General features: G+C 56.7%; 11 protein-coding genes. 5 read left to right on the top strand and 6 right to left on the bottom strand.

Annotated features, from left to right (window positions below; all coding sequences use genetic code 11):
* Positions 1–177: 177 nt before the first annotated feature.
* The 4 genes from rpmH (at position 178) to yidC (ending at position 2,939) form a co-directional block, all read left to right on the top strand.
* A complete protein-coding gene (gene rpmH, locus AAIL67_RS06825; protein WP_003060014.1) occupies positions 178–312 on the top strand; it encodes a 50S ribosomal protein L34 in 135 nt (44 codons plus the stop codon).
* 64 nt (positions 313–376) lie between these two features.
* A complete protein-coding gene (locus tag AAIL67_RS06820; RefSeq protein WP_343483643.1) occupies positions 377–934 on the top strand; it encodes a ribonuclease P protein component in 558 nt (185 codons plus the stop codon).
* Positions 931–1,230, top strand: a complete 300-nt coding sequence (gene yidD, locus AAIL67_RS06815) for a membrane protein insertion efficiency factor YidD (protein WP_003064792.1) — start codon at positions 931–933, stop codon at positions 1,228–1,230. Before AAIL67_RS06820 ends, yidD begins: the two co-directional genes overlap by 4 nt.
* The gene (gene yidC / locus AAIL67_RS06810; RefSeq protein WP_012840382.1) at positions 1,227–2,939 is read left to right on the top strand and encodes a membrane protein insertase YidC; all 1,713 of its coding nucleotides are present in this window, start codon (positions 1,227–1,229) and stop codon (positions 2,937–2,939) included. Before yidD ends, yidC begins: the two co-directional genes overlap by 4 nt.
* Before the next feature lie 364 nt (positions 2,940–3,303).
* On the opposite strand, the gene AAIL67_RS06805 is transcribed toward yidC, so the two are convergent.
* The 6 genes from AAIL67_RS06805 to mnmE all read right to left on the bottom strand — a co-directional run bounded on the left by AAIL67_RS06805 (position 3,304) and on the right by mnmE (position 13,470).
* Positions 3,304–4,650: a TolC family protein gene (locus AAIL67_RS06805; protein WP_343483642.1), complete on the bottom strand. Its 1,347-nt coding sequence runs from the start codon at positions 4,648–4,650 to the stop codon at positions 3,304–3,306.
* A gap of 65 nt (positions 4,651–4,715) precedes the next feature.
* Positions 4,716–6,851: a peptidase domain-containing ABC transporter gene (locus tag AAIL67_RS06800; protein ID WP_343483641.1), complete on the bottom strand. Its 2,136-nt coding sequence runs from the start codon at positions 6,849–6,851 to the stop codon at positions 4,716–4,718.
* An 11-nt stretch (positions 6,852–6,862) separates the two neighbouring features.
* Positions 6,863–8,131: an HlyD family efflux transporter periplasmic adaptor subunit gene (locus AAIL67_RS06795; RefSeq protein ID WP_343483640.1), complete on the bottom strand. Its 1,269-nt coding sequence runs from the start codon at positions 8,129–8,131 to the stop codon at positions 6,863–6,865.
* A 356-nt stretch (positions 8,132–8,487) separates the two neighbouring features.
* Positions 8,488–8,949, bottom strand: coding sequence for a hypothetical protein (locus AAIL67_RS06790; protein WP_063662481.1), 462 nt, complete (start codon positions 8,947–8,949; stop codon positions 8,488–8,490).
* 24 nt (positions 8,950–8,973) lie between these two features.
* A complete protein-coding gene (locus tag AAIL67_RS06785; protein WP_343483639.1) occupies positions 8,974–10,125 on the bottom strand; it encodes a cupin domain-containing protein in 1,152 nt (383 codons plus the stop codon).
* A gap of 1,917 nt (positions 10,126–12,042) precedes the next feature.
* Positions 12,043–13,470 carry a tRNA uridine-5-carboxymethylaminomethyl(34) synthesis GTPase MnmE gene (mnmE, locus tag AAIL67_RS06780; protein WP_343483638.1) on the bottom strand — a complete coding sequence of 476 codons (1,428 nt, stop codon included), beginning with the start codon at positions 13,468–13,470 and terminating at the stop codon, positions 12,043–12,045.
* Between the two features lie 141 nt (positions 13,471–13,611).
* Between mnmE and AAIL67_RS06775 the strand changes: the two genes are divergently transcribed.
* Complete coding sequence (locus tag AAIL67_RS06775; RefSeq protein WP_343483637.1) at positions 13,612–15,126, top strand: sulfatase-like hydrolase/transferase; 1,515 nt, start codon at positions 13,612–13,614, stop codon at positions 15,124–15,126.
* The last annotated feature ends 167 nt before the right edge of the window (positions 15,127–15,293 follow it).

Here is a 15,293-nt window from a genome sequence, read left to right as displayed (position 1 = left end):
CTTTAGGCGCTGTGGCGGGTGCTTTGTTCCGTTTGTTGCCTTCTGGTCCGATGACATGCACGGCATGTGAAAAAATATCGGGTTTGGCGGTGACAGTGTGCGGCGCAAAACCGGAATGGTCGGGCGCAGACATGGCGCCTTGCCGACGCAAATACTGAACCTTCTCAAGGAACCAACATGAAACGTACTTACCAACCTTCCAAGATCCGCCGCGCCCGTACCCACGGTTTCCTGGTCCGCATGAAGACCAAGGGTGGCCGTGCCGTGATCAACGCACGTCGCGCCAAGGGCCGCAAGCGTCTGGCCGTCTAAGGCCGGCGTTGGCTAGCGGTCTGCTCATTCGCTGCGCTGAAGGCCTCTGAACGGAGGCTCTCCTATGCAAAGGCTGAAAACGCGTCCGCAATTCCAGGCCACCATGTCCGCGGGCACGATTGCCCGTACCCCGCACTTCGCCCTGCATCGCATGGAGCTGGTGGCCGAGGTTCCCGACATGGTTGCCAACCCCAGGACAGGGCCCGGATCGAACGATCCGCAGGCCCTGTTTGGCATTGGTGCCGTGCGCAAGCAGGCCTGGCTGGGTGCCATGGTGCCCAAGCGCTGGGCACGCCGCTCGGTCACGCGCCACACCATCAAGCGCCAGATCTACGCGGTGTCCTCGGATTACGAGGATGCCCTGCTGTGTGCTTCCTATGTGGTGCGCCTGCGCTCGGGGTTTGACCGTAAGCAATTCGTCAGTGCAACTTCGGATCAGCTCAAGGCAGCGGTCCGCAAGGAACTGCAACAGCTTTTTGCGACCGGGGCGCGCCGCCTGACGCAGGCCCGTCAGACCGCTGAGGCGGAGGTGAATTTGAAGAAGAATTCACCTCAAGCCATTGATGGTAAAGCGCAAGAAGCTACTGATTTAGTAGCAAATCAGCCGGAGAACCAGCCATGATGCAGCGACTGCTCATGGCTGTAGTGCGTGGCTACAGGCTGCTGCTCAGTCCCTGGCTGGGCTCGGCCTGTCGCTTCGAGCCGACCTGCTCGGCCTATTCCCTTCAAGCGCTGGAGCAACACGGCGCTGCGGTAGGCTCTTATCTGACGGTGCGCCGGCTGGCGCGTTGTCATCCGTGGTGTGACGGAGGGCATGATCCCGTGCCACAGCAAAAGCCCAGGCTGTTTTCCTTTCTGGACGATGCCTCGGACTCTTCCGCGACCACCCAACCTTCCTCACCTAAGAAGTCTTCATGAACGATATTCGCCGCACCATACTGTGGGTGATATTTGGCTTTTCCATGGTTTTGCTCTGGGACAAGTGGCAAATCCATAACGGCAAAAAGCCCACCTTCTTCCCATCGCCGCAGACGGTCAGCGCGCCTGCTGCGGCCGATGTCAAGCCTGCTGACGTCAGCGTGCCCCAGCCCGCAGCAGCAGCTTCTGCCGGCGATGTGCCCGGTGCCGCCAATGCCGCGGCTCAGCCTGCAGCAGCCGTGACGCCCCGTCAGGATGTGATCGTGGGCAGCGATGTGATGCGTCTGACCTTCGACAGCGAAGGTGGCACGCTGAAAGCTTCCGAGCTGCTCAAGTACTCCGACACCGTGGATGACAAGAAGCTCATGCAGGTGTTCGAGGAAAACGCCAAGCGTGTGTATCTGGGTCAGACCGGCCTGATCGGCGGCAACTTCCCCACGCACAAGACTCCCATGACCGTGATGCCCGGCGAGCGCGAGCTCAAGGACGGTCAGGACAGCGTGCAAGTGCGCTTCGAGTCGGCCGACCAGGGTGGCGTGAAGCTGGTCAAGACCTTCACGCTCAAGCGCGGCTCCTATGCCGTCGATGTGCAGCACGATGTGGTCAACACCGGCTCTGCCGCCGTGAACCCCCAGCTGTACATGCAACTGGTGCGCGACGGCAACAAGCCCGAGCATGAGTCCACGTTCTACTCCACCTTCACCGGCCCGGCCGTCTATACCGAAGCCAAGAAGTACCACAAGGTCGAGTTCAAGGACATCGAGAACGGCAAGGCCGAAGTCGACAAGGCATCCTCCAATGGCTATGTGGCCATGGTGCAGCACTACTTCGCCAGCGCCTGGCTGCTGGCCGACGGCATCCAGCGTGACAACTTCGTGCGCAAGGTGGGCGACAACCTCTACGCCGTGGGCATGATCACGCCCGTGGGCACCGTGGAGCCCGGCCAGACCAAGACCGTGAGCTCGCGCCTGTTCTCCGGCCCTCAGGTCGAGCCCATGCTGGAAAAGCTCTCGCCCGGTCTGGAACTGGTCAAGGACTATGGCTGGCTGACGATTCTGGCCAAGCCGCTGTACTGGCTGCTGTCCGAGCTGCACAAGTTCATCGGCAACTGGGGCTGGTCCATCGTGGCCCTGGTGGTGCTGCTGAAGATTGCCTTCTACTGGCTCAACGCCAAGGCCTACTCTTCGATGGCCAAGATGAAGGCTATCAACCCCCGCATTCAGGAAATGCGCGAGCGTCTGAAGGACAAGCCTCAGCAGATGCAGCAGGAGATGATGCGCATCTACCGCGAGGAGAAGGTCAACCCGATGGGCGGCTGCCTGCCCATCGTCATTCAGATCCCTGTCTTCATGGCTTTGTACTGGGTGCTGCAGTCCAGCGTGGAAATTCGCAACGCGCCCTGGATTGGCTGGATTCACGACCTTTCGGTGCCGGATCCCTTCTTCATCCTGCCGCTGCTGATGACTCTGTCCTCGCTGCTGCAGACCGCCCTGAACCCCGCTCCTCCTGACCCCATGCAGGCCAAGATGATGTGGATCATGCCGCTGATGTTCAGCGTGATGTTCTTCTTCTTCCCCTCGGGTCTGGTGCTGTACTGGCTGACGAACAACATTCTGTCGATCGCTCAGCAGTGGATCATCAACAAGCGCATGGGCGTGCCGCCTCAGTTCAACCTGCCCAAGTTCGGCAAGGCTGCCGAAGGCAAGTAAGCACGGCGCCAGCGCCAACAAAAACGCCACCTGAAAAGGTGGCGTTTTTTTATGTCCGCTCGAACAAGGTGGCGGGCCTGCCTGCCGCCTTACTTGCCGATGTAGAAGCAATAGAGAGTCATCTACTCGTTTGAATCTAAAGCTTTTTTCTTGAATGGCGCCAGGACATAAACTTGGACATGCATTCATGCCCTAGCGCTATCACTGGGCAGAAGTGGAGATGCCTGAACACTCTTGCCTGCGGCTAAAGCTCCGCTGTGGCCAGCGTGCCCGCCCACTATCTGTCTGGGTCTCGCGTTTAAGCCAATTGATGTCATTGATTCTCAGAACGGAGACTGGAGTTCTCTGAACAGGCAAGAGGCGTTTAGTCCAAGCTCCAGAACACTAATAGCCCCAAGTGGGCGGCCAGCGCCACACGCGAGACCTGCCAATTGGCCATCGCACCGATGTGCTGCTCCTGAACGCTGGCATAGGTCTCCATGGTGTTTAGAACTTCTGTCATGCTGCCCACGCCGGACCGATAGCGGCCCCGCACGATATCCATGGCTTGCTTGGACTGATCAACGAGCGCTGAGGTGTGAACCAGGTTGGCTTTTTCTGTGCACAGGCTGTTGTACTGCGTCCAGACATCCTCCGAAACGCGCAGGCGCACGGTGTCCAACTCGGCCACGTGGGCTGCAGCCTGGGCTTGGGCCTCGCGGATCTGATAGGTCTGCTCAAGCCCAGAGAACAAAGGGATGCTCAGTTGCAGTCCGATGCTCATGTCCTGGCGCTGGCTGTTTGGGCCAGGTCCAAAGGAATTTGAGAGCCCGAGATTGCTCGTTAGTGCAATCGATGGCCGAGCCATCGCGCGAGCTTCTTGCGTTGCAGCCAAGGCAGCCTTCGCGCGCGCCTGTGCTGCAATCAGGCTTGGATGTTGGCCGAGCGCAATGCGGATGAGCTCGTCAACTTCAGGCATAAAGTCCAAGGCGGGAAAAGCAACGATGCGTTCATCGATGTTTGTGGCCGTCAGTGCAGGCAACCCCATACGCAGTGCCATTGAGCCCAAAGCACTGGACAGAGCGCCCCTCTCACGTGATACGCGCAAACTGGCCTGGGTATAAGCTGTCTGTGCCCGCAGGCGATCGGACAAGGCTGCCGCGCCGGCTTTGTACTTCTCATCTGCGGCGGCGTAGTTGTCTTTGGCTAGGTCCATGACCTGCTGGGCAGCGGCAAGCCTTTGGTTGCTCGCTCGCGCGGCAAAGTAGAGATGCGCGGCATCGAGAAACGCACGTTGGATGGTCGCGTTTTGATCGGAATGGGCCGCTGCGAGCATTTGGTGTGAAGCCTCCAACGCCGCTTCTCGACGGCCAAAGTCGAAGAGCACCCAACTGAAGCTGAGGCTGCCCCCACGCATCCGGCTATTGTTGCGGGTCGAACCCAAGTAGTCTCCAAAACGGGTTGCCATGTGGTTTGCCGACTGGCTCACCCGTCCATCCAGACGGGGCAGATATGCGGACTGGCGCTGACCCACCTGGGCTGCCCGCATTTGTGCGGTGGACCTGGCATGGCGGATGGCGGGGTCATGACACAGGATGCGGGTGATGGCTTCGTGCAAAGTCAGCGGTTGCGGCGGCATGCCGGCCGGGCAGACACCCACTTCCACAGCGGAGGAAACCATAGCCGGGGTGGCGACCAGGCTTTGTGTGGCGAAGGCGTCGAAAGATGGCATGGCGCATGCGGGCTTGAGCAGGGTGGCAACAGCAAAGCAAGCGGCGAGACGTAGCCTGTGCACAGTCAGGCTCCCGGTGGGCGCTGTTGCCGCAATGGCCGCACCCGAACATCATTGACCACCCGGCCATGGCCGAGTTCGATGACCCGGTCTGCACAGGCAATCGTTTCCGGACGATGGGCGATCATGATCCGGGTGATATCGAGGGCTTGGATTGCGGTGCTGATCTGCCGCTCGGCCTCCACGTCGAGGTGGCTTGTTGCCTCGTCCAGGAACAGAATCCTGGGCTTCTTGTACAGCGCGCGCGCCAGCAGGATCCGCTGCTTTTGCCCGCCGGAAAGCACCGTGCCCATGTCGCCAACCAAGGTGCTGTAACCCATGGGCATGCGCTCGATATCGGCATGGATCCCGGCTGTGCGCGCGCACTGCTGCATCCATTGCGTATCGGATTGAAGATCGAAGAAGCAAATGTTCTCGGCAAGGCTTCCGGCAAACAGCGCATCGTCCTGCATCACGCAACCGGAGAGCTCACGAAGCTTAGACAGGCTGGCCCTACTGAGTTCATGGCCTGCGACGTGAATGCTTCCCCGCGCCACTGGCAGCATGCCCAGCAGCACCTTGAGCAAGGTGCTTTTGCCACAGCCCGAAGGCCCGATGATGGCCACCGAATCGCCTTCAGCGATACTGAAGCTCAGGTCGTCCAGAATCCAGGGCTCCTGGTCCCCATAGCGATAGGCCACCGCCCGCACTTCGATATCCGCTCGGCCGCTGCATTCGTCGGCAACGAGCGCGTGGACCTCTTCCTCGGGTGGATGCAGCACGATGTCGGCCAACCTCTCGCTGTGCAGTTGCAGCATGCGCAGGTCGAAGAGACGATCGATAAGGCTTCCCACGCGGCTGCCGAACTGGGACTTGTAGGAGTAGAAGGCCATGAACATGCCGACGCTGAAGTGCCCGTCCATCACCATGGTGGCCCCCAACCAGATCACCAGCAGGTTCTCGGCGCCGAACAGCAGTGCGTTGGCTTGCGCGTAGAACAGTTGCAGCTTCTGGGATTTCAGGCCCGCATTGATCTGCTCGACGAACAGGCCCAGCCAGACGGATCTGCGCATATCCAGCTTTTGAAACAACTTCAATGCCTGAACACCTCGGACCGATTCAAGGAAGTGGCTTTGCTGGCGAGCGGCATGAATGATCTGCTCTTGCGTGGCGTTGCGCAGCGGGTGGTACCACGACCAGCGGATCAGCCCGTAGAGCACCATGGCACAGAGAACGACCGCCGCCAACTGGGGGCTGTAGGCCAGCATCAGCACCAGGGTGGATAACGCCATAAGGCCATCCAGAATGAGCGAGAAAAAGCTTGCCGTCAGCGTCTGCTGGATCTGATCGACGGACCCAAAGCGGGAGATCACATCGCCCAGGTGGCGCTTCTCGAAGAACTGGCTGGGCAAGCGCAGCATATGGCTGAACACGTTGGTCCGCCATTGCAGGCTGAACAGCGTGCCCATGTGCATCAGCGCCCAGGCCCGGCCGGTGCTGATGAGAACCTGCATTAGCAGCACGACGGAGAACCCCAGAATCAGAGTGGCCAGCAGATGGCGGTCGTTGCTGATGATCGCATTGTCTATGGTCCACTGAAGCAGAAACGGGCCGACGAGCGCGACGATCTGCAATGCCACGCCCATCACCAGCACCTGGAGCAGGGATCGGCCCAATCCGCTGATCTTCCCCATCAAGCCAAGCAACCTGACCCTGGGCTTTTCTTCTTTCTTCTCGAAGTCCGGGTTTGGCCACAACTCCAGAGCCACGCCGGTGAACCTGCGCGATAGCTCTTCGAAGCTTACGGGGCGGGCTCCTGTCGACGGATCGTGTATCACCACGCCTCGAGCACTGACGGATTTCAGCGCCACAAAATGGTCAAGGTTCCAATGCAGCACGCAGGGGACTGCCAGGTTCTGGAGCTCATCGAGCTCCAGGCGTACCGCGCGCGTGCCCAGGCGAAGGCCGTGTGCGACCTGAACCACCTGGGCCAGATTCATCCCCTTGAGTGAAATGCTGAAGCGCTGGCGCATCTCCGTCACGTCTACCTTGTAGCCGTGATAGCTCGCGACCATCGCAAGGCAGGCCAGGCCGCATTCAGCGGCCTCTGTCTGCAACATGACCGGCAAATGTTTGCCCCAACGCAGTGCCAGCGAATCCAAAGAAACCATGGCTACAGCGTCACCCTGCCAGCCATGCTGTACAGCGGCTCAAGCACCCACTCGTAGAGGCGGCGGGACTCCTGAAGAATGTCTGCCTCCAGCAGCATGCCACTCTGAAGCGCTTGTGGCTTGCCGTACGCGGTGACAGCCTGGCTATCCAGCCTGACGCGCAACCGATACAACGGCTCTCGCGCTTCGCCCGCACCCTGGAATACATTGGCCGAGCTGGACAATTCGAAGGGTGAAATGCTGGTGCGAGACACGGAAACTAACTCGCCCCGATAGATCCCGAATTTTTGATAAGGGTAGGCTTGGTAGCGAACATTCACGGGGTCGCCAGGCTGGACAAAACCCATGGCTCTGCTTGGCACGTAGAGCTCGGCTTCAAGGTGAGAGTCTGCGGGAACGATGAGCAGCAGGGGCAAGCGGGCGTCGACGCTATGGCCGACTTCCGCAAGCACCGCGGTTGCCACGCCTGCCTCGGGAGCGGCGATGATGAACGCCCGCCGGGCCTCGCTCTCGGTGAGCTCTTGGGCAAGCGCTGAAAGCTGCCGGTCGATTTGTGCCAGTTGATTCTTCTGGCGGCTGTCCAGCCCTGACAGTTCGTTGGTTTGCTCTACCAGCTGTTGCTCCAAGGAGGTGCGCTCGCGCCGCAAGCGCTGAAGCACCTGCACTTGGCCCAATTGTTCGGACTGCCGCTGCTGGAACTGGTCTTGCGAGATATAGCCTTTATCCAGCAACCCCTGGTATCGCTGGACGGCATTGTCAGCCAGCACCAGTAGGCGCTGTTGGCTCTTGAGCTGCTCTGCCTGCACAGCCAGTTCTTCGCGCAGGCTTGCGATCTTTCTGCTCAAGGTGTGGCGCTCAGCAGCATGCAACTGCCGGGATTTCTCCTGTTCACCAAGCAGTGACTCCCGCCTTTGCGTCAGGTTCTGGCTGATGCTGGCCAGGACCGCGCCAGCATCCTCTCCATACTGCTCACTGGAAATTTTGTAGAGAACAGCGCCTTTTGCAACCAGCTGCCCTTCCTGCACAAGCTTCTCCAGCACGACCCCAGGTTGTTGCGAAACGACTCTGATCTGGCCTGTCGCCGGCAGCAATTGGCCTTGGACCGCCGTCCGCTTGGTGTAAGTGCCGAAAAACAGCACTCCTGCGATCAAGGCAGCGATGGCGATGGAAAGCAACGTCAAAACTGAGAAGGACAAGGGTCGCACCATGACGATGTGGCCAAGCCATTGCACTTCCTTCGCAATGAGAGCCTCACGCCTGAACAGCAGCACCTGACAGTCCACCTATTGATTGGGATTATTGATAGTTGCTTCCGTCTTGGTAATCGGTGCCAGATTTATCAGCTCCGCCCCACATGCTCCCCACCCAAGTCCCAACGGCCCCGCCTGCTATGGCCCCCACACGTCCGCCCAACCACCGGCCCCCGATCACACCGCCCACTGCGCCGATAGGCCCACCAATGCCCGCGCCGACAGCGCCTCCGACCCATCCGCCGATGTGTTGGCCGGCGACTTGCCCGCCCAATGCCCCTGTAACGCCGCCAGCACCGGATCCCAACTGGGCGCGATCATCAGAATCAAGGCCGGCCCCGACCAATTTCAGCTCTACGATAGTAAGTTCGCGCATTTTATTTCCTTATAGACTTTATTATTCCGGCCAAGAAAATTTCGGTCACTGTCGCAATAAGAACGAAAGAAACCACTACCGCCGAGATGAGAGGGGGGGACGTGATAGTCAACAGCCAGACTGCGAAGCAAAGCACCATAATTAAAAAAATCAACGAAGCGGATTTCTTGAACATGGTGAGTGGATATATTCCCGGCTGTTCTTGTAGAACGTAGTCATACAACTGATCTTCCGAAAATTTCTTTAGTGCCTGCATGAATTTGTTTAATTCAATTATCGACCTCACGAAAAACAGTAATACGCAAAATGCCAGCGCCAGATCTAATCTGGATAGCCAGTCCTTGGAAAATGACAGCTTGTCGTGAAATAAAACAAAAATAGATGCCAACCCAAGGCTGATGCCCATGCCCGACCCGGATAATTTGAACAGAAAGTTCTCTTTGATTTCGGGTATTTTTCCCATATGATGCCTTTCGTTGAATGAAATCTAGAACCATGGTTCCAAGATATCTTGGCGACACAGTTCCGTGATGAGTGATCGAATCCTGCCTGGCTCAATTTCAGGATGTGCTTCTAAAAGCTCCGACACACTGGTACCCGGTGAATGTGCGATGCGCCGCATCAGCGGCAGCCCGACGTCATCAAGCGCAACTCTTGCTCCATTGGCAATGAGATATTCCTCATTCAAACCATGAAGATTGTTCGTCGCAACACGGAGCTTTTGCTCATCGGACAGAGTTTGGATTGCAGGGTTGCCAAGAATATCTATTGCCAGTGATGAATCCTGACGAAGACACGAATAAAAATTATCCTGAAATCGACGGTGGTTTTCTGGATTGGAGATGAACTCCGAGAAATACCTGGCCAGTGAATTAATTGTTTCCTCATTCTGGCCCCAGGGGCCAAGCGCCTTGCGAGCGGCAATGAAATGTTGAGACTCCTCAACTGCCCATGACAAATAGTCGATGGCATATGGAGGAAATGTGCCAAAGGCAAGGTGGTAGGTCGCTTCACCCAGAGGCAAGGGGTTATGCCACCACCCTCGGGGTAGATAGAAGACATCGCCTGGCTCCAGCACGAAGTCCATGTAGACCTCCTTCGGTTTTGGATAGGCGTGCTCGTACTCCTTGCTCTGCTGTGTATAGAGGGGGCACTCGAAGGTGGGCCGATACACGAGCCAGCGCTTGCGGCCGAGCAACTGCACGGCATAGACATCTCGGGTATCCCAATGCGCGCGAAACGAATCGCGGCTGCCGAATGCTGCATATGCGCTGGACACTACCTGCTGCCCAGTGAAGGCTCCGATTTGCCTAGCCAGTGCATCTACTACCGAGTCGCCTTTGATTTGGTTGGCGATCAGCGTTGCACCATTACGCATTAGCTCGTACACAGCAGGCTTAATCAGGCGGTGGCGCAACCTACCTACGTCCAGATAACTTTCGACGTATTTTTCCTTTGGAACGATTCCATCGAATGCAAGCTTGAACGAGTCTGCGAGCACATCACATCGCTCAAAGAGCTGGTTCGCTTGACGCCAAGTAATGCCGTGCGTACCACAGCCACCTCTAATCAAGAGAGGCTCTCTTTCATAGTGGTGCTCAATGAAATTTTTGTGAGATATTTGGAAGTCTATGATCATGCGTTAGCCACAGAGATGTTCATATTGCACATCTAACCAGTACTATTGACGGATATTAGTTAAATAGAGCTTATTTACCTTTCCGATACAATAAATAGTAATTTGTACGATAATCAAGAAATTAAACTAATTGCCCGGTTTCTGGTTGATTTCACAGTGTGCAGCTTTTTCGTAGTGAAGTGGTCGTAAAATAATATGAGTTAAGAGGTAAGCATGGCCATTAAATATTGACTGAATTCGTCAGAGCTTCATGGTCATTGCTCGGATGTTTGGAAATCTAATATTTGGCTACTTTTCACACATCTCCAATCTCAAATTTTTGATAGTCTGATCAGAATTAAACCCCTCATCCTTTTGCCATAGTCTCTATTCATAAAATATCCGGCGAACCCTATGCTTAGTCCCAAGGTACGAGGCGGGTATTCCGTTCACCGGTTGACCGTACCCTTGGTGCCACAAGCGAGCGGGTAATTGCTATGACTCTTACAGCGGTAAGAAAGCCGGAATTGGACCTGGATCCTTTACCCATTGAATTCGCGCTTCAGCTTGCTCTTTCTTTTTAATTTCAAATGGTCGGCATACGGTGCTCCCTGTAATCTAAGCCTTTTTTGTCATTGAAAATAAGTATCCAATCCGCATATGGACGGATATCCATAGCAGAAATCAGCCAAGAACTCACTGACCGTTAACCGCATCGGAATTCAATGGAATCTCTATAGAGATCCTGCCTACCTATTTGGGGAAGGTGTATAAGAAAATTCTCATTTTCAACCTCGAAACAATCATATTTTCTGAAGGTGAAAACAAATCAATGGTGTTGGCCCAAGCTTGAAGCATGGCTTCGCGCTGTTCTTGCAGATGCTGCTCACCCGCTGGTGCTGTGGTTGAGCGCCTTCTCTACAGCATCGGAGTCCAACCCTTTTCATGGGGGAAGATAGAGACCGTGCGACGGTGAATGCCGCAATGTCATTGCCCCTGGGGCGAAACTTTCAGTGGCTTGTTGAGGGCGTGATGCACGAATGGCGTGGTCAGTGAGCCAGCTCATTCGTAAGTACCAGCGAGTACAACGAGTTCGCGAAGCGGCATCACCGCTTGTTTCGAAAGATAGGCAATGTGTAGCTTGCCCCTCTTCGAGTTCTCTTGCGGAATATGCCACTCGGCATCTTCAAAGTGCACGTCCTTTTGCGTTGCCAACAGCATCCTATTTGCGGACGGCGTCATCAGTATGAGTCGCATGCTGACCTTGAACGACGGCAGATGCTTGAGAGCTGCACGGTTTGCAAGAACTTCTTGATTTCATCCACAGTCAACGGCTGCTCCCTAGAAACAGCCTTGTAGACGTGATGACCGGATCTGATGAGATCAAGCCTCATATCACTGCGTAAGCCAGTATCCGCTTGAGCAGGCCGTGTACTTGGCCTGTGGCTGGATCAAAGCCTTGCTGCTTTTTCTTCCAAATCTCCGAACGCAGGCCCGTGGTGGCAAGGTCACGCACTGCCTTGCTGACTGACAGCGCAAGAGTGTCCTAGTCTAGATAGTGGTGCGGCATGACGATGTCCTTGCGGTCACGCCGTTGAAGAGCTTGGCAAACTGCTTGAGGATGGTGTCTTTTGGCTCCTCTCCCTTGACGCGTTGCTTTTTCTGAGAGCGAGACTCGCTGACGGCAGTCATCTGCGAATGGCCATCACGTTTGAGCCAAGCATCCTTGAGGGTGAGCGCAGGCTACTTATCCAAGGGCAACTTTTCGTACTTGTCATTCAGCCGCTAGAGATAGTGCCAGATCATTCCTCTCGCCGGGAATATCTATAGGCACGGGCCGAGCCGTCGGTGACGACATGCTTGATAGACAACAAATCTAGTATTCATGAGGGCTTCAAGAGATTCAGTGAGTCTGGATGGAGCCCGATGAGCGTCAGGCTATTTGCCAATGCAGAAGCTGGAGAAGATCACCCCCAGCAGGTCGTCGGAGCTGAATTCGCCGGTAATAGAGTTCAGCGACAGCTGGGCTAGGCGCAGCTCCTCGGCCAGCAGGTCCAGATGGGCGGATTGAGCGGCCAACTGCTCGTCGGCTATCTCCAGATGGGCATCCACGGCCTGCAGGGCTTCCACATGGCGGGCGCGGGCCAGGTACAGGCCTTCGGGGGCGGATTGCCAGCCCGCCACTTCCAGCAGGCGCTTGCGCAGCGCATCCAGGCCGTCGCCGGTACGAGCCGACAAGGCGATCTGCTTGGCATTGAGCTGGGCGGTGTGGCGGGACTGCACGTCGGCAGCCGCCATATCGGTCTTGTTCCAGACATGGATGACCGGTACCTGCGCGGGCAGCTTGTCCTGCAGGGTGCGGGCGATATCGGCATCGGCTGCCGCATAGTCGGCCTGTTCCACGCGGGTCAGGTCGTGCAGGAAGAGCACGGCATCGGCTGCTGCAATCTCGTCCCAGGCGCGTGCAATGCCGATGCGCTCCACCTCGTCATCGCTGTCACGCAGGCCTGCGGTGTCGATCACATGCAGGGGCACGCCCTCGATCTGAATCGTCTGCTGCACCTTGTCGCGCGTGGTTCCGGCAATGGGGGTGACAATGGCCAGCTCGGCGCCCGCCAGCGCGTTGAGCAGCGAGCTTTTGCCCGCATTGGGCTGGCCGGCAATCACCACCTTGATGCCCTCGCGCAGCAGCGCGCCCTGATGGGCGCGTGCCAGCACGGCAGTGACTTGATGGCGCAGGCGCTCCAGCTGGCCAAAGGCATCGGCCTTCTGCAGAAAGTCGATTTCCTCCTCGGGGAAGTCCAGTGTGGCCTCCACCAGCATGCGAAGATGCACCAGGGCATCGCGCAGCACATGGATTTCCTGCGAGAACGCGCCGGACAGCGAACGGCTGGCACTGCGCGCGGCGGCTTCGGTGCTGGCATCGATGAGGTCGGCAATTGCCTCGGCCTGGGCCAGGTCGATCTTGTCGTTGAGAAAAGCACGCTCGGTGAACTCGCCGGGCTGGGCCAGACGCAGCCCAGTCAGCACCGGCTTGCCGTCTTCATTGGCGCTCTGTGCTGCTTCCAGACAGCGTGCCAGCAGCAGCTGCAGCACCACGGGGCCGCCATGGGCCTGCAGCTCCAGCACATCCTCGCCCGTGTAGCTGTGCGGGCCGGGAAAGTAGATGGCCAGGCCATGGTCTATGGGCGAGCCGCCCGCGTCCCTGAAAGGCAGATAAGTCGCTTCGCGCGGTTTCAGCTCCTTGCCGCAAAGCGTCCGTACCAGCGCAGCAATGCCTTTGCCGGAGACCCGAACAATGCCCACGGCACCACGCCCCGGAGCGGTGGCAATGGCGGCAATCGGGTCGTTGTGGCGGGGCAGCATGGGCGGACTTTCGGTCGAGAAGAGAAACCGCGAATCATAGCCCTGCGGGTCAAGTCCTAGGAAATCAGTGGTGAGCGCTGCTTGGGCGGCTATTTAACAAAAGAAGTATTTCATACAATCGTCACAAATCTGTCACGAAAAATGAATATATCTTCCTTTGCAATGAGACTGGGCTCTCTACTCGCCTGGATATTGCTTTTTTCACCTCCGTTTCTCATTCGCTCATATGGAAAAGAAGTGGGCTACACGCTGTTGGCCGCGCTGTTTTTCTATCCTTTGGCGCTGTCCCGAAAGTCTCTGGCGATCTGTATTCCACTTCTGATTTTTATCGGCGCTGCGAATATTTTTCATGCCCAGTTTTTGGGAAACATGATCGATGAGTTTTCCCTTGCCACGCTGCTGCGCACCGAGCCTCACGAGGCTGCCGAGTTCCTGAACTCCATCAATCGCCAGATGATTCTTGTCGTGCTGTGCTGGCTGGTGGCAAGTTTCGGATGTGGCTACTTTCTCTTTAAAAACTGCAAGGCTGGAGCAGCTCCATTTCAGAAATGGGAGAAAAGAATACTGCTGGGCATAGGATTGCTCTGGAGCAGCTTTTTTGCCTTTGGCATGACTCAGCAGTTCACCGTTAATGACTATGTGCATAAACTGCGTCATATCTACCCCATGCATATGGCCAAGGCTGCAGTGCGTTATGGAGATCTGGAAAAAGAGGTTTTCTATCAGCCGACACTGCCTGCCAGGCCAAGTGCACCTCAGGCAAACACCTTGGTGGTGATTATTGGTGAGAGTGCCAGCAGCCATCGCTGGTCACTATTGGGCTATCAGGAAGACGATACCAATCAGTCACTGAGGCAGGTTTCCGGTTTGCGTACCTACAAGGTCATGGCTCATGGCTTCAATACTGCAAAGGCGCTGCCCTATATTTTGACGGGGCAGTCTGCTTTCGACAGCCAGAAAAATGCCTCGCCTTCGTTCCTGGATTTGGCTCGGCATGCTGGCTACAAGACCTTTGTCTTTTCCAACTCCAGATTCAATGACAAGAGCGAGGATATGTACTCGCAGATATTGCGTCGCTCTGCGGATGTCTATGCCAAGGTGGGCAATGGGGCACATGACGAAGTGATGACGACTTGGCTGGAGAAGTCGCTGGCGGATGAAGCGTTACATAAGCTAGTGGTTCTTCATACCTATGGCAGTCATCCCGATATCTCCCAGCGCTACCCTCGTTCCCGCTATGAGGGCGCAGATGCATACGATAACTCGATTCGCTATACCTCGGACCTGCTGGCCGACTGGATTCGCATGCTGGATGAAGCGTCTGACGCGCCCAGCGCGCTGCTTTACGTGTCTGATCATGGCCTTGGAGTTCCTCCCTGTGTGGACAGCCCTCGCCAGGGCAATGATCAGTCAGTGCTGGAGGTGCCACTGGCATATTGGGCGAACGAGGCAATGAGGGGTCTGCAAGGGAGTGAAGAGGTGGCGATCTCTGAAAGTCCTATGGCACACAGCACGACTCTGGCGCCCGAGATATTGATTGCAGCTCAGGGATACGACGTCAGCACGGCGATGCCGCATTTGCAGGACAGCCGGAAGCTGCATTTCGATGGCGTGCCTTATGCCGAGCTCTATCGCGACGATGCCTGCACGCCCTGAGGTGCAAAATCTCCATGTGTTATGCATTGTTCGCATAATGTTATGATTTTGTTTGCATTGTTATTGAACAGTCATGGCTGTTTGACCTTAAACGCCGAGCTGCACCCCCTCTTTTTTTGATAGCACTCGGCCTACAATCCAAAATCCGATTTCATCGTCCGCAGGAG

Origin of the sequence: Comamonas sp. A7-5, from assembly GCF_039581385.1 — a bacterium.
Taxonomy (GTDB): Bacteria; Pseudomonadota; Gammaproteobacteria; order Burkholderiales; family Burkholderiaceae_C; genus Comamonas; species Comamonas thiooxydans.
Note: the sequence above shows the minus strand (reverse complement) of the source record. Positions and strands in the feature narration are given on the sequence as shown.

Bases quoted from the DNA above. Each gene is read 5' to 3' on its own strand.
- AAIL67_RS06785 (WP_343483639.1), bottom strand. From the start codon at position 10,125: ATGATCATAGACTTCCAAATATCTCACAAAAATTTCATTGAGCACCAC.
- mnmE (WP_343483638.1), bottom strand. From the start codon at position 13,470: ATGCTGCCCCGCCACAACGACCCGATTGCCGCCATTGCCACCGCTCCG.
- yidD (WP_003064792.1), top strand. From the start codon at position 931: ATGATGCAGCGACTGCTCATGGCTGTAGTGCGTGGCTACAGGCTGCTG.
- AAIL67_RS06775 (WP_343483637.1), top strand. From the start codon at position 13,612: ATGAATATATCTTCCTTTGCAATGAGACTGGGCTCTCTACTCGCCTGG.
- AAIL67_RS06790 (WP_063662481.1), bottom strand. From the start codon at position 8,949: ATGGGAAAAATACCCGAAATCAAAGAGAACTTTCTGTTCAAATTATCC.
- AAIL67_RS06805 (WP_343483642.1), bottom strand. From the start codon at position 4,650: ATGCCATCTTTCGACGCCTTCGCCACACAAAGCCTGGTCGCCACCCCG.
- rpmH (WP_003060014.1), top strand. From the start codon at position 178: ATGAAACGTACTTACCAACCTTCCAAGATCCGCCGCGCCCGTACCCAC.
- yidC (WP_012840382.1), top strand. From the start codon at position 1,227: ATGAACGATATTCGCCGCACCATACTGTGGGTGATATTTGGCTTTTCC.
- AAIL67_RS06820 (WP_343483643.1), top strand. From the start codon at position 377: ATGCAAAGGCTGAAAACGCGTCCGCAATTCCAGGCCACCATGTCCGCG.